This window comes from Butyricimonas sp. Marseille-P2440 (genome assembly GCF_900091675.1).
Lineage (GTDB): Bacteria > Bacteroidota > Bacteroidia > Bacteroidales > Marinifilaceae > Butyricimonas > Butyricimonas synergistica.
This window is the reverse complement of the sequence record NZ_LT594610.1, coordinates 605,963-626,889: the sequence shown is the minus strand read 5'-3', so window position 1 is coordinate 626,889 and position 20,927 is coordinate 605,963. Positions and strand designations below refer to the sequence as shown.

At 44.2% G+C, this 20,927-nt stretch carries 21 protein-coding genes; 11 read left to right on the top strand and 10 right to left on the bottom strand.

Features of this window, described 5'->3' with window-relative positions; all coding sequences use genetic code 11:
* Positions 1 to 6 precede the first annotated feature (6 nt).
* From BN8899_RS13650 to nuoE, 10 genes are all read left to right on the top strand, one after another.
* Positions 7 to 420 carry an ATP-binding protein gene (locus BN8899_RS13650; RefSeq protein WP_018336988.1) on the top strand — a complete coding sequence of 138 codons (414 nt, stop codon included), beginning with the start codon at positions 7 to 9 and terminating at the stop codon, positions 418 to 420.
* 103 nt (positions 421 to 523) lie between these two features.
* Positions 524 to 1,867 carry a [Fe-Fe] hydrogenase large subunit C-terminal domain-containing protein gene (locus BN8899_RS13645; protein ID WP_040371279.1) on the top strand — a complete coding sequence of 448 codons (1,344 nt, stop codon included), beginning with the start codon at positions 524 to 526 and terminating at the stop codon, positions 1,865 to 1,867.
* Positions 1,868 to 1,904: 37 nt separating this feature from the next.
* Positions 1,905 to 2,240, top strand: a complete 336-nt coding sequence (locus BN8899_RS13640; protein ID WP_018336990.1) for a DRTGG domain-containing protein — start codon at positions 1,905 to 1,907, stop codon at positions 2,238 to 2,240.
* 11 nt (positions 2,241 to 2,251) lie between these two features.
* A complete protein-coding gene (locus BN8899_RS13635) occupies positions 2,252 to 2,971 on the top strand; it encodes a PHP domain-containing protein (protein ID WP_018336991.1) in 720 nt (239 codons plus the stop codon).
* A gap of 12 nt (positions 2,972 to 2,983) precedes the next feature.
* On the top strand, positions 2,984 to 3,781 hold the full coding sequence (locus BN8899_RS13630; RefSeq protein WP_018336992.1) for a hypothetical protein: 798 nt from the start codon (positions 2,984 to 2,986) through the stop codon (positions 3,779 to 3,781).
* A gap of 343 nt (positions 3,782 to 4,124) precedes the next feature.
* Positions 4,125 to 4,673: an ATP-binding protein gene (locus BN8899_RS13625; protein WP_065219839.1), complete on the top strand. Its 549-nt coding sequence runs from the start codon at positions 4,125 to 4,127 to the stop codon at positions 4,671 to 4,673.
* Positions 4,674 to 4,698: 25 nt separating this feature from the next.
* Entirely contained in the window at positions 4,699 to 5,097 is a 399-nt protein-coding gene (locus BN8899_RS13620) for a (2Fe-2S) ferredoxin domain-containing protein (RefSeq protein WP_018336994.1), read from the top strand.
* A 26-nt stretch (positions 5,098 to 5,123) separates the two neighbouring features.
* Complete coding sequence (locus BN8899_RS13615) at positions 5,124 to 6,914, top strand: NADH-quinone oxidoreductase subunit NuoF (RefSeq protein WP_018336995.1); 1,791 nt, start codon at positions 5,124 to 5,126, stop codon at positions 6,912 to 6,914.
* A gap of 59 nt (positions 6,915 to 6,973) precedes the next feature.
* A complete protein-coding gene (locus BN8899_RS13610; protein ID WP_018336996.1) occupies positions 6,974 to 8,746 on the top strand; it encodes an NADH-dependent [FeFe] hydrogenase, group A6 in 1,773 nt (590 codons plus the stop codon).
* A gap of 17 nt (positions 8,747 to 8,763) precedes the next feature.
* A complete protein-coding gene (gene nuoE / locus BN8899_RS13605; protein ID WP_018336997.1) occupies positions 8,764 to 9,240 on the top strand; it encodes an NADH-quinone oxidoreductase subunit NuoE in 477 nt (158 codons plus the stop codon).
* 104 nt (positions 9,241 to 9,344) lie between these two features.
* Here the strand turns inward: nuoE and BN8899_RS13600 are convergent, their stop codons facing one another.
* Complete coding sequence (locus tag BN8899_RS13600; protein ID WP_065219838.1) at positions 9,345 to 10,490, bottom strand: hybrid sensor histidine kinase/response regulator; 1,146 nt, start codon at positions 10,488 to 10,490, stop codon at positions 9,345 to 9,347.
* A 123-nt stretch (positions 10,491 to 10,613) separates the two neighbouring features.
* Here BN8899_RS13600 and BN8899_RS13595 point away from each other — a divergent pair, with 123 nt between their 5' ends.
* Positions 10,614 to 10,979 (top strand): response regulator, encoded by a 366-nt coding sequence (locus BN8899_RS13595; RefSeq protein ID WP_026207362.1) that lies wholly within the window; start codon positions 10,614 to 10,616, stop codon positions 10,977 to 10,979.
* Between the two features lie 93 nt (positions 10,980 to 11,072).
* Here BN8899_RS13595 and BN8899_RS13590 read toward each other — a convergent pair whose 3' ends face one another.
* From BN8899_RS13590 to BN8899_RS13550, 9 genes are read right to left on the bottom strand one after another with little or no spacing between them, the layout of a single operon-like run.
* Positions 11,073 to 12,683 (bottom strand): ABC-F family ATP-binding cassette domain-containing protein, encoded by a 1,611-nt coding sequence (locus BN8899_RS13590; RefSeq protein ID WP_018337000.1) that lies wholly within the window; start codon positions 12,681 to 12,683, stop codon positions 11,073 to 11,075.
* 38 nt (positions 12,684 to 12,721) lie between these two features.
* Positions 12,722 to 13,576, bottom strand: coding sequence for a dTDP-4-dehydrorhamnose reductase (gene rfbD / locus BN8899_RS13585; protein WP_018337001.1), 855 nt, complete (start codon positions 13,574 to 13,576; stop codon positions 12,722 to 12,724).
* A gap of 20 nt (positions 13,577 to 13,596) precedes the next feature.
* Positions 13,597 to 15,534 (bottom strand): polysaccharide biosynthesis protein, encoded by a 1,938-nt coding sequence (locus BN8899_RS13580; RefSeq protein WP_018337002.1) that lies wholly within the window; start codon positions 15,532 to 15,534, stop codon positions 13,597 to 13,599.
* A gap of 11 nt (positions 15,535 to 15,545) precedes the next feature.
* Positions 15,546 to 16,091 carry a dTDP-4-dehydrorhamnose 3,5-epimerase gene (gene rfbC / locus BN8899_RS13575; protein ID WP_065219837.1) on the bottom strand — a complete coding sequence of 182 codons (546 nt, stop codon included), beginning with the start codon at positions 16,089 to 16,091 and terminating at the stop codon, positions 15,546 to 15,548.
* 12 nt (positions 16,092 to 16,103) lie between these two features.
* Positions 16,104 to 17,156, bottom strand: a complete 1,053-nt coding sequence (gene rfbB / locus BN8899_RS13570; protein WP_065219836.1) for a dTDP-glucose 4,6-dehydratase — start codon at positions 17,154 to 17,156, stop codon at positions 16,104 to 16,106.
* Positions 17,157 to 17,213: 57 nt separating this feature from the next.
* Positions 17,214 to 18,086 (bottom strand): glucose-1-phosphate thymidylyltransferase RfbA, encoded by an 873-nt coding sequence (gene rfbA / locus BN8899_RS13565; RefSeq protein ID WP_065219835.1) that lies wholly within the window; start codon positions 18,084 to 18,086, stop codon positions 17,214 to 17,216.
* A 34-nt stretch (positions 18,087 to 18,120) separates the two neighbouring features.
* Positions 18,121 to 19,410 carry a nucleotide sugar dehydrogenase gene (locus BN8899_RS13560; protein ID WP_065219834.1) on the bottom strand — a complete coding sequence of 430 codons (1,290 nt, stop codon included), beginning with the start codon at positions 19,408 to 19,410 and terminating at the stop codon, positions 18,121 to 18,123.
* A 34-nt stretch (positions 19,411 to 19,444) separates the two neighbouring features.
* A complete protein-coding gene (locus BN8899_RS13555; RefSeq protein ID WP_026207363.1) occupies positions 19,445 to 19,840 on the bottom strand; it encodes a WbuC family cupin fold metalloprotein in 396 nt (131 codons plus the stop codon).
* Between the two features lie 46 nt (positions 19,841 to 19,886).
* Positions 19,887 to 20,858 carry a Gfo/Idh/MocA family oxidoreductase gene (locus tag BN8899_RS13550; RefSeq protein WP_018337008.1) on the bottom strand — a complete coding sequence of 324 codons (972 nt, stop codon included), beginning with the start codon at positions 20,856 to 20,858 and terminating at the stop codon, positions 19,887 to 19,889.
* Positions 20,859 to 20,927 lie beyond the last annotated feature (69 nt).

The window sequence follows — 20,927 nt, the reverse complement described above, 5'->3', positions numbered from 1 at the left end:
ACTAACATGGAATTCAGCTACAACATTGAAGGAGGAAACTTTTCCCGAGCCGGCTCCGCTTCAAGCGAAGTAAAAAAAATACTCAAACAACTGAATGTTAACCCATCAGTATTAAAACGTATCGTGGTAGCACTCTACGAGGCAGAAGTCAACGTCGTCGCCCACGCGTACGAGGGGACCATGCAGGTAAACATCGATCCGAGCGTGATCACCGTCGTTATCAACGACCGGGGACCCGGTATCCCGGACATCGAATTAGCCATGCAAGAAGGTTATTCCACGGCTTCCCCGGAAGTCCGGGAAATGGGATTCGGTGCGGGAATGGGACTCCCAAACATTCAAAAGAATTGTGACGAATTAAGCATTGAATCAAAAATAAACGAGGGAACGAAAGTAACTATGACCACTTATTTCAATTGAAAACAAATTTACTTACGATTTATGAATTACGATTTACGATTAGAAAAACGTTAGATCGTGGTGGAAATCATAAATCTTAAATCATTAAATCTAAAATTAATACATGGAACCGTTTTACCACGCCTTAAAAGTAGCACCAACCGCCTGTATTGGATGCACGCATTGCATGAGCTTGTGCCCAACGCAAGCGATACGCATTCAAGACGGCCTGGCGACAATAAACAAGAATGCTTGTGTCGACTGCGGCATGTGCCTCAAGTCCTGCCCCAGGCATGCGATTTACGTGGAGCAAGACGATTTCAACCAAATATTCAATTTCAAGCATCGGATTATTCTCCTCCCTACCGTGTTGTTCGGACAATTTTCCGAAGAGATCACGGAACAGCAAATATTCGCGGAACTTCACTCGATGGGATTCACGCAAGTTATCGAGGTCGCTCAAGCATCAGGCATTCTGACAAAAGCCATGCGAAATTATATGCAGAAAAACTCGCACGACAGACCGTTTATATCAGCATTCTGTCCCGCGGTAGTACGCTTGATACAAGTGCGTTTCCCGTCGCTTATCGACCACATTATTCCACTCAAACAAGCTATGGATTTGGCTGCCATATTTGCCAGAAGGAAATACCTTGACCAAGGCATAGATCCCGAAGAGGTAGGTATCTTCTACGTGACCCCATGTGCTGCAAAAATTGCCGCCGTAAAAAGTCCCGTGGGTGACGATAAATCCAATCTCGACGGGGTAATCAACCTCGATTTCATATACAACAAGATACAGATGGGACTCACGCAACACCGGGATCAACCCGTCACTCCCGTTTCCGAACAAACCTACCTTTCCCCGGAATCCATTGCCTGGGCTCTGACGGAAGGAGAAGCATCCAAATTTGAAGGGCGTTGCCTTGCCATTGACGAGATCCACAACGTGATCGACATCCTGGAAAAATTGGAAAATGACGAATTAACGGACATCGACTTTCTGGAATTACGTGCCTGTGACCACTCTTGCGCGGGAGGTGCTTTAGCTGTCAACAATCGTTTCTTAACGATCGAACGCCTGCGCAAACGCATGGAAACCAGCGAAAAAATAAACTGTACCACTCAGGATGACATTCAACAATACGAATCCTACCTTTTCAAGGAAGGACAACTAACAGGAGAAATTCCCCCTCGTTCCATCGAGCAACTGGACGAAAATATGCTCATTGCCATGGAAAAGATGCAAAAACTAAACCGCATCATGGGAGTACTTCCACAAATAGACTGCGGGGCTTGCGGGGCGCCCTCATGCCATACCCTTGCCCGTGATGTCGTGCAAGGCAAGGCAAAACTGAACCGATGCGTCTTTATGCAAAAAATACTTTGCAGGGAAGACCTCATGACACCCGACGAATCCCTCGAATTGTCGGAAAAGACGTGGGGACTCAAACGATTCAAAGAGTAAAAAACAATAAATCACGAACCCAAACAAACAAAATACCATGACAGTACAAGACATTATTTCAAGCTTAAATCTTACCGTTTGCTCGGGCAAAGAAGGATTGCAAAGAGAAATCAAAGGAGGTTACACGTCCGACCTATTGAGCGACGTGATGGGACATGCCCAAGAAGGCGACGTGTGGATTACCCTTCAGACACATAAAAACGTAATGGCTATCGCTTCGTTGAAAGAGGTTGCCGCCATCATCCTCGTGAAAGGACATCTTCCCGAGGAAGACACCCTAGAGGAAAGCAACAACGAGCAAATCCCGATTCTTTCCACGCCGTTGCAAGCGTTTGAGATCACGGGACAACTTTACAAATTGTTACACCCCTAATCGCGACCGGGATGGAAATACGTGCCGATCTGCATATTCACACCGTACTCTCGCCTTGCGGGGATCTGGAAATGAGCCCCGCGAACATCATTGGTATGGCTTTACGGAAAGGCATTTCCCTCATCGGAATATCCGACCACAATTCTACCCGGCAAGCCCCGGTCATTCAAGAACTGGGAGAACGACAAGGACTCCGGGTACTTTGCGGTACGGAAATCAATTCCATCGAAGAAGTACACGCCCTTGCCTACTTCCCCACGTTGGAAAGGCTTGCCGAATTTCAAACTTATTTAGACCATCACCTACCGAATATAAAAAACACCCCCGACAAATTCGGCTACCAGGTAGTAGTCAATGCCGAGGAACAAATCACTTACGAGGAGGAACGTCTGTTGATCTCCGCTTTAGATGTCGATCTCACTACCATAGAGCGGGTAGTACATTCCATGGAAGGCATCTTCATCCCGGCTCACATAGACAAATCCAGGTTCAGCATCCTCTCCCAACTGGGATTCGTACCCAAGGATCTGCGATTCGAGGCTCTGGAACTCAGCTTCCGTATCACACCGGAAGAATTTCTCCAACAAAATGCTTATTTGTCCGGCAACCCGTTTATTCGTTCTTCCGATGCGCATTACGTGGAAGACATCGGGAAAATATATACCATACTTTCACTACCCAATTTATCATTTGATTCCATTCGGAATGCCATCTTAAACTTAAAACCTTAAAGATCGGAAATTATGTTCATCGAAAACATGACAGCAGAAGAGATCATCAAAGAAACTCGGCGGGACTTGGCAGCTCTTGAAAATTACAAAGAAAAAATATGCCAAATCCACCGACGAGACTTCCTCTTTGCTAAAAAATACCCCGTGACCTTCCAACATGAATGGAGGTCGCCTGCCACACACAACAAATGGCGTGTCACGATCACGTGCCACAGCAAAAAAACTCGAGAAACACCCGAAACCTACTTTTACTCTCCTTATGCGACATCCAGAGGTACAGGGATCATTTTCCCTTTCTACGATCTGGATACCGAAGAATGGGCTTTCAGCCGGTTTACCGGGCATTTTTTCAGCCGCTACCGCAACCGCTATTTGATTCCCAACAATCTATGCACACCGGGCATGGATGTTATCGATTACTTCATTAAAGATAACATATCTTTTTCCCTATCAGAAAAAAAGAAAGAAGACAATAGCTTTACCTGTTGCCTGAAAGACGGTATCGCTCTCGGAATTTTCGATAAAACCCTCACGGTCTTCCGCACGTTCGTGTCGCATGACATGCTCTTTAGAATACAAAAACGGTCTTTACAATCCAGTATCGAAACTCAAAAAACACTGGATGACTTTCTCTTGAACAAACTTCCCAACTCCTACAAACAATATTGCCTGCAAGGACGCATCGGACGAGTTGCCGGACCGGAACCTGTACCCAAATTATCGTTGGACGACGTGAAGGACTTATTAAAAAACAAACCTAAAATTCCACTATTTTCACCACTCACGGGGAAAATAGAATTTGAGGAATAAATTTGTAAATAAAAACCATAGCTCCACCACTCCCTGCCCCCTAGGCTACCACATAAACCAACCATGAACCAACCATAAACGTAGCATAGACGCCAATCTACGTTTATGATTCGTTTATGATTGGTTCATGGCTGGTTCTTGAGGTAGAGTATCGGTAACTCAAGGGTTGAGCGGTCCGGAAGATTGGGTAAACAAATCTTTCATTAGAAACAATCTATATTATAGGCAATTTCCCCCTCAAACACTTGTTCATTTCAAGAATTTCATTACATTTGAATCGAGATATTTTTCTTTAATACCTCATGAAAGAGAAAAAAACGAAGTCAAACTTAACAAGCGTGGAATGCAAACGTTATCGGACCATATCTTAGATATAGCCCAAAACTCTATACGAGCCAAAGCCTCTCGTGTTGAAATCGACTTGCAAGAGGATCCGAGCACGGATTCCCTCACCTTCACCATCCGTGACAACGGGTGCGGGATGGATGAAGCCACGCTGGCAAAAGTAACCGACCCGTTTTTCACGAGCAGAACTGTACGGAAAGTGGGACTCGGAATCCCCCTGTTGAAACAGAATGCTGAAGCAACGGGAGGAACATTACAAATAGAATCAAAGCAAGGAGTAGGTACGACACTGGAAGCCAAGTTTTCCCTCACACATTGGGATCGTCCGCCACTGGGCGACGTGGCAGGTTCTATCGTGATTCTTGTTTCGGCAAACCCCGATATTGAATTTATTTACCGGCATATCACGGAGAAAGGATGTTACACGTTTGACACGGAAGAAGTAAAAGAAATCATGGAGGGAGTACCCGTTAACGATCCCGAAATCGTTATGGCATTGCGCCAAATGATACGGGAAAATATAAAAGAAATAACACAAACAACATAAGACAAAATAACCTTAATCATTTAAAATGGAAAAAATCAAATCACTTGCAGACCTTAAACGCATTAAGGAAAACGTACAGACGAAGATCGATCTTCGTGAAAAAAGCGAACAAGTGGAGAGCTTGGTTCAAATTAAAGTAGCCATGGCAACTTGCGGTATCGCCGCGGGAAGTAAAGAAACCATGAATTATTTTATCGAGAACCTGGAGAAAAACGGTATCGTTGCTGTCGTTACCCAAACGGGATGTATGGGGTATTGCTATGCGGAACCAACAGTTGAAATTACCAAACCGGGAAAAGACCCCATCGTTTTCGGGCACGTTACCACCGAAAGAGCGGAAGAAATCATTCAAAAATATTTAAAGAATGACGAACTGGTGGCTGACATCATTCCGGTAAATTTTGATACAATCAAAGACAGATAGAACAACTAATCAAAACCCGAATATCTATGAGTTATAAAATGCATGTCCTCGTTTGTGGTGGAACGGGATGTAGAGCATCTGCCAGCCAACAGATCATTACCCGGCTGGAAGAAAGTTTAAGAGAGAAAAACCTGGAGGACGAAGTTCAAGTCATCGCGACCGGTTGTTTCGGTTTTTGCGAGAAAGGACCGATCGTGAAAATCATGCCAGACAACACCTTCTACGTGCAGGTAAAGCCCGAGGATGCCGAAGAGATCGTGAATGAACACGTTATCAAAGGAAGAAAAGTAGAGAGATTATTATACAAAGACCCGGAGAAAAAAGAAGCCGTGAGCGATTCCAAGCACATGGGATTCTACAAGAAACAACTTCGTATCGCCTTACGCAATTGCGGATTTATCAATCCCGAGAATATCGAGGAATATATCGCTCGTGACGGGTATTCCGCCCTGGCAAAATGTATCACCGAACTGAAACCGGAAGAGGTGATCCAGGAAATCAAATTATCCGGTTTACGCGGTCGTGGAGGCGGCGGTTTCCCTACCGGATTGAAATGGGAATTTGCCAGCAAATACCAAGCTGACCAAAAATACGTGGTTTGTAATGCCGACGAGGGCGACCCAGGGGCATTCATGGACCGTTCTATCATGGAGGGTGACCCTCATTCCGTGATAGAAGCAATGGCAATCTGCGGTTACAGTATCGGGGCTACCAAAGGTTTGGTGTATATCCGTGCAGAATACCCGCTTGCTATCCAACGTTTGAAAATCGCGATCCAACAAGCAAAAGAATATGGCTTGTTAGGACAAAATATTTTCGGTACCGATTTCACTTTTGACATCGAACTACGCTACGGGGCGGGAGCTTTCGTGTGTGGAGAGGAAACCGCATTGATCCATTCCATGGAAGGACACCGCGGGGAACCGACCATGAAACCGCCTTTCCCGGCAGAATCAGGTTACCTGAATCGCCCGACCAACGTGAACAACGTGGAAACATTGGCAAATATCCCGGCTATCATCATGAAGGGAGCCAACTGGTTCAACAAAATCGGAACGGAACGCTCCAAGGGAACAAAAGTATTCGCTCTCGCCGGAAAGATCAACAACGTGGGACTTATCGAAGTACCCATGGGAACGACTTTACGGGAAGTTATTTACGAGATCGGTGGCGGTATCAAGAATGACAAAAAATTCAAAGCAGTACAAACAGGAGGTCCTTCAGGCGGTTGCTTGACAGAGAAACACCTCGATGTGCCTATCGACTTCGATAACTTGTTGGCATCCGGTTCTATGATGGGATCAGGTGGTATGATCGTTATGGACGAGGACGACTGTATGGTATCCGTGGCTAAATTCTACCTGGAATTTACCGTGGAAGAATCTTGCGGTAAATGTACGCCTTGCCGTGTTGGAAACAAACGCTTGCACGAGATTCTGGACAAAATCACTCAAGGAAAAGGAACCATGGAAGACCTCGACACGCTGCGAAACCTCAGCCGCGTAATCAAGGATACAGCGCTTTGCGGATTGGGACAAACTTCCCCGAACCCGGTACTGTCGACTATTGATAACTTCTATGACGAATATCTAGCTCACATTAAGGACAAAAAATGCCCGGCAGGGAAATGTAAGGCATTATTGATGTACCACATCGATCCGGAACTGTGTATCGGCTGTGGCTTGTGCGCACGCAACTGTCCGGTGGACGCTATCGTGGGAGAACGAAAAGAACCACATTTCATCAATACCGCAAAATGTATCAAGTGTGGCGCTTGTATGGAGAAATGTAAGTTCAAAGCGGTTAGCACGAGATAATTGAGAATTGAAAATTGAAAATTGCTTAGGCAACCTGCTAAGCCAAGGAGATTTTAAAGATGGAAAATAATATAACACTAAAAATAGATAACCGAGAAATCAGCGTTCCCAAGGGAACCACGATTCTTGAAGCAGCCCGGGAACTGGGTATCGACATACCCACCCTTTGCTACATGAACCTGAAAGATTTATGCATCAAAAACGCCCCGGCATCCTGCCGTATCTGCGTGGTTGAGGTGGAAGGCAGAAAGAACCTGGCTCCCTCTTGCGCCACCCGGTGCGAGAATAATATGGTGGTACGTACCAATACTATGCGCGTGTTGAACGCACGTCGGGTCGTGTTGGAATTGATGTTATCCGACCACCCATCAGATTGTTTGGTATGTGCCAAATCCGGAAATTGCGAATTACAAGACACCGCAATCAAACTAGGTATCCGGGAAATTCCTTTCGCCGGAGAGAAATCAGAATTCAAAGTAGATTTATCCCCCTCTATCCGCAGGGATGCCTCCAAATGTATTTACTGCCGCCGTTGCGAGATGATGTGTAACGACGTACAAACTGTCGGTGCACTGGGTGCCGTAAATCGCGGATTCTCATCCGTAGTAATGCCCGCTTTCGACGAAGCGTTGATTGACTCCGAATGTACATTCTGCGGACAGTGCGTTGCCGTATGCCCAGTGGGCGCATTGACAGAATTATCACACACGAATCGATTGATTAACGATTTGGCAAACCCAAGCAAGACCGTGATCGTTCAGACAGCACCAGCCGTGCGTGCCGCTTTAGGCGAAGAGTTCGGTTTACCGGCAGGGACATCTGTAACCGGGAAAATGGTTGCCGCTTTACGTCAATTAGGCTTCGCTAAAGTATTCGATACCGATTTCGCTGCCGACTTAACCATCATGGAGGAAGGTACCGAATTACTGGGACGTCTGAATGCATTCCTGAATGGCGACAAGGAGGTGAAATTACCTATTATCACGTCATGCTGCCCGGGTTGGGTGAACTTCTTCGAGAAACAATTCCCCGATTTACTGGACAGACCGTCAAGCGCACGTTCACCGCAACAAATGTTCGGGGCGATTGCCAAAACTTACTGGGCAGAAAAAATGGGTATCAAACGTGAAGATTTGATCGTGGTATCCGTGATGCCTTGTTTAGCTAAGAAATTTGAAAGCGAACGTGACGAATTCAAAACAAACGGCGACCCGGATGTAAATTACTCTATTTCCACCCGCGAATTAGCTGCCTTGATTAAAGAAACGAACATCAACTTCATGCAATTGCCCGATGAGGACTTCGACGCACCATTAGGAGAATCTACGGGCGCCGCAGTAATCTTCGGAGCATCGGGAGGTGTGATGGAAGCAGCTTTGCGTACCGCTTACGAGATTCAGACAGGAAAAACGCTGGAAAACGTAGACTTCGAGGGAGTTCGAGGTATCGAGAATTTGAAAGAAGCGACTATCGACGTGGACGGTTTCGAGTTGAAAGTAGCCGTTGCCCATAGCTTGGGAACCGCCCGCAAACTCATGAATGAACTTCGTGCAGGAACCTGCAAATACCACGCTATCGAGGTTATGGCTTGTCCCGGCGGATGTATCGGTGGCGGCGGTCAACCGTTCCATCACGGAGATTCCGCTCGCATAAAAGCCCGCGCGAAAGCTCTTTACACGGAAGACGCGGAGAAAAGTTTCAGGAAATCGCACGAGAATCCTTACATCGTTTCGTTGTACGAGGAATTCTTGGGTAAACCCATGAGCGAGAGAGCACATCATTTATTGCACACGTGCTATTTCAACAGAGGAAAAGAGATTATTGAACAATAATTATTCGGAATATCATTATGACACAAATATCATTAGCAAAGTGCAAAGTTGACCAGCTGGTAAAACTGTGTGAAGAGTTCGGGAACCAAGAGGGAGAGTTAATCAACGTCCTGCACAAAGCACAAGAATTAGTTGGCTACCTTCCGAGAGAAGTACAGGAAGTAATTGCTCGTCAACTAAATATACCCGTTTCAAAAGTGTACGGGGTTGTAACCTTCTATTCTTTCTTCACCATGACCCCGAAAGGGGAACACCCGATTTCCGTGTGCATGGGTACCGCTTGTTATGTACGCGGCGCAGAGAAAGTGCTGGATGAATTCAAACGAGTTTTGAAAATCAACGTTGGAGAAACTACCCCTGACGGGAAATTCTCTCTTACCAGTTTACGTTGCGTGGGTGCTTGCGGGCTCGCTCCAGTTGTACTAATCGGAGAAAAAGTATACGGACGGGTAACACCCGGAGAAGTAGAGAAGATTCTAAAAGAATTTAACTAAAATAGAAACGGGCGATCGATTGATCGCCCGTTTTATTTTTAAAGTATAATTCAAACAATTTGTCGTTACACAACAACCTGCAACTGATTTTACCTATGGTAAAATCACTTTATGGGAAGAGAAAAACTGAAATTAGAACCGACTCCATACTGGGAAGTAAACCAAAGTCGACCGTGATTCTTCCCCACGAAGTCTTTACACAACAGTAATCCCAAACCAGAACCCTCTTCACTATTCGTTCCGAAAGTCGTGAAATGAGTCGCCTCATTCAACAACTTAGGCTGATCCTCCTCTTTTATACCGCATCCCTTATCGGAAACTGTCACTACCACTTCTTTGTCCACGTTGCCCTCCCCTACCCTGACCTCAACATGAGTCGTGATTATCGTATCTTTATTACTGAATTTTATCGCATTAGAAATCAAATTACGCACGACAGACTTAATCATCTCTATATCCACCACAACCTCAACATTATTCACGCTATGCTCCAATGCCAAATTGATTGACTTACTCTCCGCTATTGGATTAAACACCTCAATCACCCCCTCGACAAGCCCCACGAGATCCACCGGTTGAGGCACATTCGACAATTTGCCCAACTGGCTCTTGGTCCATTTCAACAGGTTATCCAGCAACGAGAATACTTCCTCCGAAGTCTTATTCGCCATTTCCAACATCTCAAAAACATCCGCGGGAACTGATCCCGGCTCAATGCTCATCATAATAGTATTACACAACATCTTGATCGATGCCATAGGCGAACGCAAATCATGAGCGATAACCGAATAAAGTTTATCCCGCCCGGCAATAGTCTTTCGCAGTTCTTCCGTCTGGCGCAAAATAATACGACGAGCATCTACCAAAGAGAGTTGATGTTCCACACGTATCAATAATTCTTCCCGGCGAAAGGGTTTAGAAATAAAATCATTCGCCCCGAGTTGAAATCCCTTCACAACACTGGCAGAATCATTCAAAGCTGTTAAAAATATAATAGGAATCTCCGCTTGTGGCGGCTCCACTTTCAAACGTCCAGCCACTTCAAAACCGTCCATATCAGGCATCATGACATCCAACAGGATCAAATCCGGGGACTCGTCTTTCACCTTTTCCAACGCTTCTGTCCCATTCATGGCGTAAATGATATTAAACCCCTCACGTCCAAGCAATGCTTTTAACAACAAAACATTTGACTGAACATCATCCACTACAAGTATTTTATATTCAGCTGGATTTATCTTCATACACATCGTATTATTTAATAACGCACGTAATTACAGCTACAAATGTACAAACTATAATTCACAAAAAAAAACGCTACATCGTAGCAATATTATATATTTGCAAGCATAAAGAGAAGGAGAGCGTCCGTTATGAATAAAAGTATTTTGATTGTCGATAATAAACCCGAGATCACAAAGGTTGTCATGATACAGTTATCTAAAGATTACGAAGTACATTCGGAAGGCAACCCAATTGAGGCTTTGGCATGGATGTATGCCGGGAATGTTCCGGACTTGATTATATCGGATATTAATATGCCGGAAATGGATGGCAAAACATTTTTGAAACATCTGAAAGCTAGTTCGAGGTTCAACTTTATTCCCGTGATTATTCTATCCTGTTTGGAGAGTAGCACTAACCGAATCGAATTACTGGAAGCTGGAGCTTCTGACTTTTTACTAAAGCCTTTTAATCCACGAGAATTAAAAACCAGAGTACGGAATCTATTGAAATAACAAAGTGCTATATCACAAAATGCAAATAAAATACCCGAAAGCAATACTACACTATATCACTTTCGGGTATTTATAAAAAATTGATTTATAAAATCAATACATTTGATTCAGTTGTTCCTTGATCTTTTCGTTGGTGATATAATCATCAAACTCCATTCGCTTATCTATCATACCCGTGGGTGTCAATTCTATGATTCGGTTACACACCGTTTGTATGATCTCGTGGTCATGAGAGTTCATCAAAACAACCCCTTTGAACGCCACCAAAGTATTGTTAAATGCCTGTATAGATTCCAAATCCAAATGATTCGCGGGAGAGTCCAGAACTAGAACATTAGCGTTTGTCAACATCATTTTAGCTATCATACAACGCATTTTCTCTCCTCCGGATAAAACCTTGACTCTTTTGTATATATCTTCACCCGAGAAAAGCATCTTCCCGAGAAAACCTCTCAAGAAAGTTTCGCTCGTGTCCGCGGAATATTGTCCCAGCCATTCCACTAGTGTCATATCCGTCTGGAAATATGCGGAATTATCCAATGGTAAATAAGCATTCGTGATTGTCACTCCCCACGTGAAACTGCCCGAATCCGGCTTATCATTACCTGTTATGATCTCTAGCAAGGCGGTCATAGCTCTAGGATCTCTAGACAAGAAGGCAATCTTATCTCCCTTCTCCACGGTAAATTCGACATCCTTGAACAAAACCTGTCCCTCCACGGTCTTACTTAAATTCCGCACATCCAAAATTCGGTCACCCACTTCCCGTTCCGGGGTAAAAATAATTCCCGGGTATTTACGTGTTGAAGGTAATATTTCCTCTACATTCAGTTTCTCCAACATTTTCTTACGGCTAGTTGTCTGCTTTGATTTAGCCACATTAGCACTGAAACGGGATATAAATTCCTGCAACTCTTTCCTTTTCTCTTCAGCTTTCTTGTTCTTAGCCTGAGCCTGACGCAATGCTAACTGACTCGACTCATACCAGAAACTATAGTTTCCCGCAAACATCTGAATTTTACCAAAATCGATATCCACGGAATGAGTACAAACAGCATCCAGGAAGTGGCGGTCATGCGATACGACCAACACGGTATTCTCGTAATTTGCCAAATAATTCTCCAACCACATCACCGTCTCCAAGTCCAAGTCGTTCGTGGGCTCGTCTAATAACAAATTATCCGGCTTACCAAACAATGCTTGTGCCAACAACACCCGCACTTTTTGCTTACCGCTTATATCTTTCATTAACGAATAATGCAAATTCTCTTTGATCCCCAACCCACTCAACAAATTGGCAGCATCGCTCTCCGCATTCCAACCATCCATCGCCGCAAATTGTTCTTCCAACTCTGCCGCCCGAATGCCATCCGCATCGGAGAAATCTTCTTTCATGTAAATAGCATTCTTCTCTTGCATCACTTTCCACAAGGCGGAATGCCCTTGCAACACGGTATCCAATACCGTACTCTCGTCATAAGCGAAGTGATCTTGTTTCAACACAGACAATCGTTCTCCGGGTCCGAACATCACGGAACCCCGAGTCGGGTCTAAATCCCCGCTTAAAATCCTCAAAAAAGTAGATTTCCCGGCACCGTTAGCACCTATCACCCCATAACAATTCCCTGGAGTAAACTTCAAATTCACATCCCGGAACAATGTCCTTTTCCCAAATTGAATCTCTAAATCCGAAACTGTAATCATTATTTATCTTTTTCTAAAAACGCCCGCAAAGGTACGCGTTAAAAAGTTGCCATGCAACTTTTTAATGCATCTCTCCAATCCCGGATTTCCAATTCAAAAGTATTTTTAATCTTTGTTTTATCAAGAACAGAGTACGCAGGTCGTTTTGCTTTAACCGGATATTCATCAGTAGTTACCGGATTTACTTTACAATCTGCCCCGGTAATAGCAACAATCTCTTTTGCAAAATCATACCAAGTACATACCCCTTCATTCGTGAAATGGTAGATTCCTTCCCATTCGGGCAAGTCTTCATTCTCCATAATCTTGATAATCGCCTCCGCCAGATCACCTGCATATGTCGGTGTACCCCACTGGTCATTCACCACGTTTATCTCATCCCGTTCATTTGCCAAACGGGCTATTGTTTTCACGAAATTGTGACCATAAGCGGAATATAACCATGCCGTACGAATAATAATATACATACATCCCGATTTTTTTATCGCCTCTTCTCCCTCCAATTTCGTCCGCCCGTACACAGTTTGCGGATTAGTTGCACTCTTCTCTATATAGGGTTGTTCTGCCGTCCCGTCAAACACGTAATCTGTTGAAATATGCAGAAACAAGCAATCATACTTCATCGCGGCATTTGCCAAATTAGCCACGGCATCCCGGTTCACTTTGGCAGCACGTGCTTCATCTTCTTCAGCCTGATCTACCGCAGTATATGCCGCACAGTTAATGATCGTGTCTATTTCATGTGTTTCAATAAATGAGGACACCGCTTTCTCACTCGTGATATCCAACTCCTCCACGTCCGTGTAAAACACGTCATCCAACAACGAAAAACTTCTATTCCTTAATTCAGTTCCCAGTTGCCCGTTCGCTCCTGTTACTAATATATTAGCCATACCCCTTCCTATTTTAGATTTTATTTTTTATCAAACATCTCGAATTCCGAATTTTTACTAATGAACTCCGGTACAATATTCTTCATCATCTTCACCATTTCCGGAATATTCACCAAAGCAGCCAATTCATTCAGTTTATTAAGTTCCTTGACAACTTCCGAATAATTATACTCCCGTACTTTAGCTACTCGAATTTTGTTATGTGCTGTTGGTAAAGTATTTTCCTTGTTACTTAGTAATTCCTCGTACAATTTCTCCCCCGGTCTTAACCCCGTGTAGATAATAGAAATATCCTTATCCGGATCAAAGCCTGACAACTCAATCATTTTTCTCGCCATATCGGCAATCTTGACTGGACGCCCCATCTCGAATATATATATTTCTCCACCTTTCCCCATGATTCCCGCTTCCATCACCAATCGGCAAGCCTCGGGAATTGTCATGAAATAACGAATAATATCCGGATGAGTCACGGTTACAGGTCCCCCGTTACGAATCTGCTCACGAAATCTCGGGATAACCGATCCGTTAGACCCCAACACATTGCCAAATCTTGTCGTGATAAAACGAGTAACCCCTTCGTGCACTCCATCACGAATAGCGACGCTCAGGCTTTGCACGTAAATCTCAGCCAAACGCTTGGAAGCCCCCATCACGTTCGTGGGATTCACGGCTTTGTCCGTTGAAACCATAACAAACTGCTCCACACCATAACGAACGGCATGGTCTGCCACGTTCATCGTTCCGTACACGTTGACCCGCACCGCCTCACAAGGATTCAATTCCATCAAAGGCACGTGTTTATATGCCGCCGCATGAAATACAACCTGAGGATGATAATTCCGGAACACGAAATCCACCCGCTCCCGTGACCTCACGTCACCGATCACAGGCACAAAATGCACCTTAGGAAATTTATCCGTGAATTCCAATTGGATATTATGCATCGGTGTTTCTGCCGAATCAAAAAAGACCAACTGCTTTATATTGAAACGTGTCAATTGACGACATAACTCACTTCCGATTGACCCGGCAGCACCTGTTACCATCACAACCTTACCGTCTAATCCTTCACCGATCTCCTTCATGCTGATTTTAATCTCGTCACGACCCAATAATTCCTCCAAACGAATCTCTTTCATTTGAGGACGAGGTAATTGACCGTCATTTACTTCTTCCACTGACGGCAAAACCAACATTTCCAACCCCAACTTTTGGCAATAACTAACTAATCGTTTTTGTTCTTCCTGCGCTTTTTGATAATTAGGAAACACAATCCCATCTATTCTCAAACGCTTCACCAAACGAGTAAAAGAATCCTCTCCCATCACGAAATAAACGTATTCTCCCGACAACCGGTAATGCTTGTATCGTTTCCCAATAGTCAGATACCCGGTTACCTTATAAGAAGGCAAAAAACTATTGGATACGGCATTACTCAAAGAGGCACTACAATCATCCATTCCATAAATCAACACCCTCTTTTGTCCCCCGTTTACTCGTACTTTCAAATAATCGTACACGGTTACCAGTAACACGCGGACAGAAACTAATGCCACTGTTGTGGTCATCATATCCAGTATTCCACCAAAAATCAAACGCCAACCGGAAATCTCAGGGTATATCTCATGTACCAAAGGATACAATACAATAACCTTCAACAACATGGCTACTCCCAGACGCCACGTCTCCCGCAAGGTCGTAAAACGCATTACCATACGGTGCGAATGCAATACGGCAAACGACAATGCACTGATTATTGCAGAAAAAACAGCCAGCCAGCCAACAACAGACCAGATTATAGGTTCTTCTCTCACGAAACGTACGAACCAATAGGCAAAAACCGTCACTCCAGTTGACAACATGACATCGCCTCCCATGACAATCCAACGACTAAGATAACGCATATGAACGATCTTTGTCGCTAATCCCTTCGGTCCAAATAAAAAATTCTTCATTCTATCCTCTTTTACAACAATACTGCATCCTTAAATCCCGGATGCTTCTTATCCTTTTCGGATAAAATAATATCCTCTGTTGGAATTTTCCAATCAATACCTAATACCGGATCATCATAGCGTACAGCCGCTTCATGCCCAGGGGCGTAAAACTCGTCACATTTATATTGAAATATCACTTCATCACTCAGCACCACGAAACCGTGTGCAAATCCTTTCGGAATGAAATACATCCGCTTGTTCTCTTCGCTCAATTCCACTGCCACGTGTTTTCCAAGGGTGGGAGAATCTTTTCGCATATCCACAGCCACATCCAAGACTTTACCTTTCACGACCCTTACCAACTTTGCCTGCGTGTAAGGAGGCAATTGATAATGCAATCCTCTCAATACCCCGTATTTGGATTTCGATTCATTATCCTGCACGAAATGAACTTCACTCACGTTCTCGTCAAACCATTTTGCGGAATAACTCTCGAAAAAATACCCGCGTTCATCTCCAAACACTTGCGGTTCAATAATAACCGCCCCCTCTATTTCCGTTTTTACTACCCTCATTATAATTTTCCTCTACTGGTTATACATTTCCTTGTAATAATTCATATACTCACCACTAGTTACGTTATCCAGCCAATCTTGGTTATCCAGATACCATTTCACAGTTTTTTCAATACCTTCCTCGAACTGCAAAGAGGGTTCCCATCCCAATTCTTTATGCAGTTTTGTGGAGTCTATGGCATAACGCAAATCATGTCCGGCACGATCAGTCACGTAAGTAATCAGTTTCTCGGAAGAGCCTTCCGGACGTCCCAAAAGACGATCCGTTACTTTAATCATTACCTTGATCAAATCAATATTCTTCCACTCGTTGAAACCTCCAATATTATACGTATCTCCGACTTTCCCCTTGTGGAATATCAAATCAATAGCACGAGCATGATCTTCCACGAACAACCAATCCCGCACGTTCTCACCTTTCCCGTACACCGGAAGTGGTTTATTATGACGTATATTATTAATAAATAAAGGTATCAATTTCTCCGGGAATTGATAAGTCCCGTAATTGTTCGAACAATTGGAAATCTTCACGGGCATCCCGTATGTGTCATGAAAAGCCCGCACGAAATGGTCGGAAGATGCTTTCGATGCCGAGTACGGGGAATGGGGATCATATTTCGTCGTCTCCAAGAAGAAACCGCCATCCGATTGCAATGAACCGTATACCTCATCTGTCGATACATGATAAAATAATTTGTCGTCAAAGTTCCCGTCCCATGCTAATCTAGCCGCTTGCAGCAAACTCAAAGTCCCCATCACATTCGTCTGTGCAAAAGAAAATGGATCTCGGATCGAACGATCCACATGGCTCTCTGCCGCCAAATGTATTACTCCGTCAATCTGGTACTCTGAAAAAATCTCACGTATCCGCTCGAAATCACAAATATCTGCTTTTACAAATACATAGTTCGGCTTGTTTTCCACATCTTTCAAATTCGCAAGATTTCCCGCGTAAGTCAACTTATCCAAATTCACGATACGGTATTCCGGATATTTATTCACCATTAGTCTGACCAGATGCGAACCAATAAACCCGGCACCGCCGGTTATTAAAATATTCTTCATTAGCTATAACAATTTATTTTTAATAATACGACACACGCAACCAAAAACTTGTTGAAACTACTGGAGTAGTTTCAACAAATATTGTCCGTATTGATTTTTGATCATAGGTTGGGCTAACTCCTTTAACTGCTCTACTTCAATCCATCCTTTGCGATAAGCAATTTCTTCCAGGCAGGCAATTTTCAATCCTTGGCGTTTCTCGATTACCTCGACAAAAGTAGATGCCTCAGCCAATGAATCGTGAGTACCTGTATCCAACCACGCAAAGCCACGCCCCAATAACTGTACTTTCAAATCCCCTTTTTCCAAAAAAAACTGGTTCACGGAAGTAATTTCCAACTCTCCGCGGGCAGACGGTTTAATATTCTTTGCCACTTGTATCACCTCATTCGGGTAAAAATACAACCCCACCACTGCGTAATTGGACTTCGGCTCTTTCGGCTTTTCCACGATACTCAACACATTCCCGTCTTTATCAAACTCGGCAACCCCGTACCGCTCCGGGTCATTCACCCAGTAACCGAATACGGTAGCTTTATTTTCAACTTCCGCGTGTTTCACGGCATCCAACAACATTCCCGTGAAATGTTGCCCGTAAAAAATATTATCCCCTAACACCAAACACACCGAATCATTCCCGACGAATTCCTCGCCGATGATAAATGCTTGTGCCAACCCATCCGGGCTGGGTTGTTCGGCATAAGTAAAATGCACCCCATAATCGGAGCCATCACCTAATAAACGCTTAAATCCCGATAAATCCTGGGGTGTAGAAATAATTAAAATATCCCTGATTCCTGCCAGCATTAACACTGAAATAGGATAATACACCATTGGCTTGTCATATATCGGCAATAATTGCTTCGATACGCCTTTGGTAATTGGATATAACCTGGTCCCGGATCCACCGGCTAATACAATTCCTTTCATATCTTCTATTTATGACGCGAAGTTATCATTTTATTTATAGGCTCCAGTATTTCAATTGATGAATTTTTCCCCTATAAATACCTTTTACATCTCCAAGCACCGCATGCTCGTATGTCAGTCCCTGAAAATACATCTCGTCCAAGTCGAGATACTCCATGTGGGAAACGGCTACAATAACCGCATCATAATTAGCTCTCGGTTGCTCGATTAACGGGAATCCATATTCCCGAATCACCTCTTCCGGATCCGCATGCGGGTCAGTAACATCCACGTCTACCCCGAAATCTTTCAACTCGTTCACAATATCTACCACCTTCGAATTCCGGATATCCGACACATTTTCCTTAAACGTGATTCCCATTACCAGCACCCTTGCGCCCAAAATATTCTTACCCATGGCAATCATTCGTTTCACAATTTTCTTGGCGATATACCCGCCCATAGAATCGTTCACGAACCGCCCGGCATTAATCATCTGCGGATGATACTTCAATTCTTTCGCTTTATGTACCAAATAATACGGATCGACACCGATACAATGCCCCCCAACCAAACCGGGATAGAACTTCAAAAAATTCCATTTTGTTCCCGCAGCTTCCAACACATCATACGTGTTGATACCAATACGGCTGCAAATAATGGACAATTCGTTCATTAAAGCTATATTCACGTCCCGTTGCGTATTCTCGATAATCTTTCCCGCCTCTGCCACTTTGATGTTGGGGGCACGATGTACACCCGGCTTCACCACCAACTCGTATACCTTTGCCACCGTTTCCAATGTTTCGGCATCACAGCCAGAAACAATCTTCACCGTGTTTGCCAACGTGTGTACCTTATCCCCGGGATTAATTCGCTCCGGAGAATATCCTATCTTGAAATCCACACCCGCCCGCAACCCGGAAACCTCTTCCAACACGGGTACACAATCCTCCTCCGTACATCCGGGATACACGGTAGATTCATATACCACGTAATCTCCTTTTTTCAAAGCTTTTCCCACGGTACGGGAAGCCGCCAATAAAGGAGTCAGATCCGGTTGATTAAAACGATCTATCGGTGTCGGAACCGCCACGATAAAAAACGAAGCCTCCCTCAACACATCCACCGAAGCCGTGAACTCGATATCGCTACCTTCAAAAGCTTCCGCTTCCAATTCTCCGCTAGGGTCTATATGATTCCGCATCTTCGCCAAACGCTCCTCACTTATATCAAAACCTATCACGGAAATTTTTTTCGCAAATTCCAAAGCAATCGGCAACCCCACGTATCCCAAACCGATCAGTGCCAACTTCGCCTCTTTGTTTATCAATTTATTGTACATAAATACGCATCTAAAATCATCAATTCAAAATCCGTCAATCTAACCGGTCTTTTGGCTCGATTGGCATATAAGGTCCGTCTTTCACTTCAAAAATCACGGTATCTTTCTCCACAACTTCCAACGTGTGCCATTGCCCGGCTGGAATATGAATACCGTAATTTCCTTCCGACGGGTCGAGTTCTACCTCCTCTGTTACCCGCTTGTCGTCATCATAGAAAAACACTCGGATTCTACCCCTCAACACGATATAGGTTTCGGCTGTCATACAATGCCTATGCACGGGCAATTCAGTTCCCGGCTCCAAAGCATTAAGCAAGCGTTGCGCCTTCGCATCCAGTGAATCATGAAAATTGTAATTCATGCGTAAACGCTCACTCTCCCTCGCCTGCCGGGACACTTCATCCAATAATTCATTATCTATTACTTTCATCGTCATTTTTAATCACTAAATCGTCAATCTCTAAATCACTAAATTATCAACGGTTCCACCCGAACGGATGTTTTGCCAAAGGCAATTTCGCCAACGGATGATAATCCCCCTTCAACCCTATTGGCGTAGCGTGCCGGATGTCATGCACGATACCAATACAATTCCGGGCTTCCTCTATACGAAAACCCTCACCCGCCAAAATGTGGCGATAGCTCTCCGTGTGCAATTCCGTGAATCCTTGGCTAAACTCGAATTCTTCACCCTCTATCTGAATTGAACGGAACGTCCGTTTCTCGCCCTCCACGGCATTCTCCGGTAAATTATCGGCATTTATACTCAGAAAATACCGCACACGGGCTTTTTCCAACCCGAGAAAACCCGCTACTCGATCATGACTCATCACATGCACGATATTTTCCTTCACCGGACCGAATATCCATGACAACATATCGTAGAAATGCACCCCGATATTCGTAGCCACCCCTCCACTCTTACGCTCGTCACCTTTCCAACTCGTGTAATACCAATTTCCCCGGGACGTAATATACGTCAAGTCCACGTCGTACACTTTATCTTTAGGTCCCTCGTCAATCTTTTTTTTCAGCGCCTTGATCGAATCATGCAAACGCAACTGCAAAATCGTGTATCCCTTATGCCCAGTCTCCCGTTCCACCTCTTCCAATGCATCAATATTCCACGGGTTCAACACCAGAGGCTTCTCGCAAATCACGTCTGCTCCTAATCGCAAACCGTAACGAATATGCGCATCATGCAAATAATTCGGAGTGCAAATAGCCACCATGTCTACCCGGCTCGTCGTCTTTTTCAACTTGGAACAATGGCGGTCGAACAACTCCATCTCCGTGAAAAACGAGCAATCCGGGAAATAACTATCCATGATTCCCACACTATCAAACTTATCATACGCCGCTACCAAACGATTTTCGGTATCTTTAATCGCACGCAGATGCCTGGGAGCGATATACCCGGCAACTCCGAATATTGCAAAATTCTTCATAATCTACTTTTATATTTATGCTATCCGCCTCATATTAAATTAGGACTTTCAAAGTTATAACTTTAATAA

Excerpts from the sequence above, each read along its gene's own strand:
- BN8899_RS13650 (WP_018336988.1), top strand. The coding sequence starts at position 7 with ATGGAATTCAGCTACAACATTGAAGGAGGAAACTTTTCCCGAGCCGGC.
- BN8899_RS13645 (WP_040371279.1), top strand. The coding sequence starts at position 524 with ATGGAACCGTTTTACCACGCCTTAAAAGTAGCACCAACCGCCTGTATT.
- BN8899_RS13640 (WP_018336990.1), top strand. The coding sequence starts at position 1,905 with ATGACAGTACAAGACATTATTTCAAGCTTAAATCTTACCGTTTGCTCG.
- BN8899_RS13635 (WP_018336991.1), top strand. The coding sequence starts at position 2,252 with ATGGAAATACGTGCCGATCTGCATATTCACACCGTACTCTCGCCTTGC.
- BN8899_RS13630 (WP_018336992.1), top strand. The coding sequence starts at position 2,984 with ATGTTCATCGAAAACATGACAGCAGAAGAGATCATCAAAGAAACTCGG.
- BN8899_RS13625 (WP_065219839.1), top strand. The coding sequence starts at position 4,125 with ATGCAAACGTTATCGGACCATATCTTAGATATAGCCCAAAACTCTATA.
- BN8899_RS13620 (WP_018336994.1), top strand. The coding sequence starts at position 4,699 with ATGGAAAAAATCAAATCACTTGCAGACCTTAAACGCATTAAGGAAAAC.
- BN8899_RS13615 (WP_018336995.1), top strand. The coding sequence starts at position 5,124 with ATGAGTTATAAAATGCATGTCCTCGTTTGTGGTGGAACGGGATGTAGA.
- BN8899_RS13610 (WP_018336996.1), top strand. The coding sequence starts at position 6,974 with ATGGAAAATAATATAACACTAAAAATAGATAACCGAGAAATCAGCGTT.
- nuoE (WP_018336997.1), top strand. The coding sequence starts at position 8,764 with ATGACACAAATATCATTAGCAAAGTGCAAAGTTGACCAGCTGGTAAAA.
- BN8899_RS13600 (WP_065219838.1), bottom strand. The coding sequence starts at position 10,490 with ATGTGTATGAAGATAAATCCAGCTGAATATAAAATACTTGTAGTGGAT.
- BN8899_RS13595 (WP_026207362.1), top strand. The coding sequence starts at position 10,614 with ATGAATAAAAGTATTTTGATTGTCGATAATAAACCCGAGATCACAAAG.
- BN8899_RS13590 (WP_018337000.1), bottom strand. The coding sequence starts at position 12,683 with ATGATTACAGTTTCGGATTTAGAGATTCAATTTGGGAAAAGGACATTG.
- rfbD (WP_018337001.1), bottom strand. The coding sequence starts at position 13,576 with ATGGCTAATATATTAGTAACAGGAGCGAACGGGCAACTGGGAACTGAA.
- BN8899_RS13580 (WP_018337002.1), bottom strand. The coding sequence starts at position 15,534 with ATGAAGAATTTTTTATTTGGACCGAAGGGATTAGCGACAAAGATCGTT.
- rfbC (WP_065219837.1), bottom strand. The coding sequence starts at position 16,091 with ATGAGGGTAGTAAAAACGGAAATAGAGGGGGCGGTTATTATTGAACCG.
- rfbB (WP_065219836.1), bottom strand. The coding sequence starts at position 17,156 with ATGAAGAATATTTTAATAACCGGCGGTGCCGGGTTTATTGGTTCGCAT.
- rfbA (WP_065219835.1), bottom strand. The coding sequence starts at position 18,086 with ATGAAAGGAATTGTATTAGCCGGTGGATCCGGGACCAGGTTATATCCA.
- BN8899_RS13560 (WP_065219834.1), bottom strand. The coding sequence starts at position 19,410 with ATGTACAATAAATTGATAAACAAAGAGGCGAAGTTGGCACTGATCGGT.
- BN8899_RS13555 (WP_026207363.1), bottom strand. The coding sequence starts at position 19,840 with ATGAAAGTAATAGATAATGAATTATTGGATGAAGTGTCCCGGCAGGCG.
- BN8899_RS13550 (WP_018337008.1), bottom strand. The coding sequence starts at position 20,858 with ATGAAGAATTTTGCAATATTCGGAGTTGCCGGGTATATCGCTCCCAGG.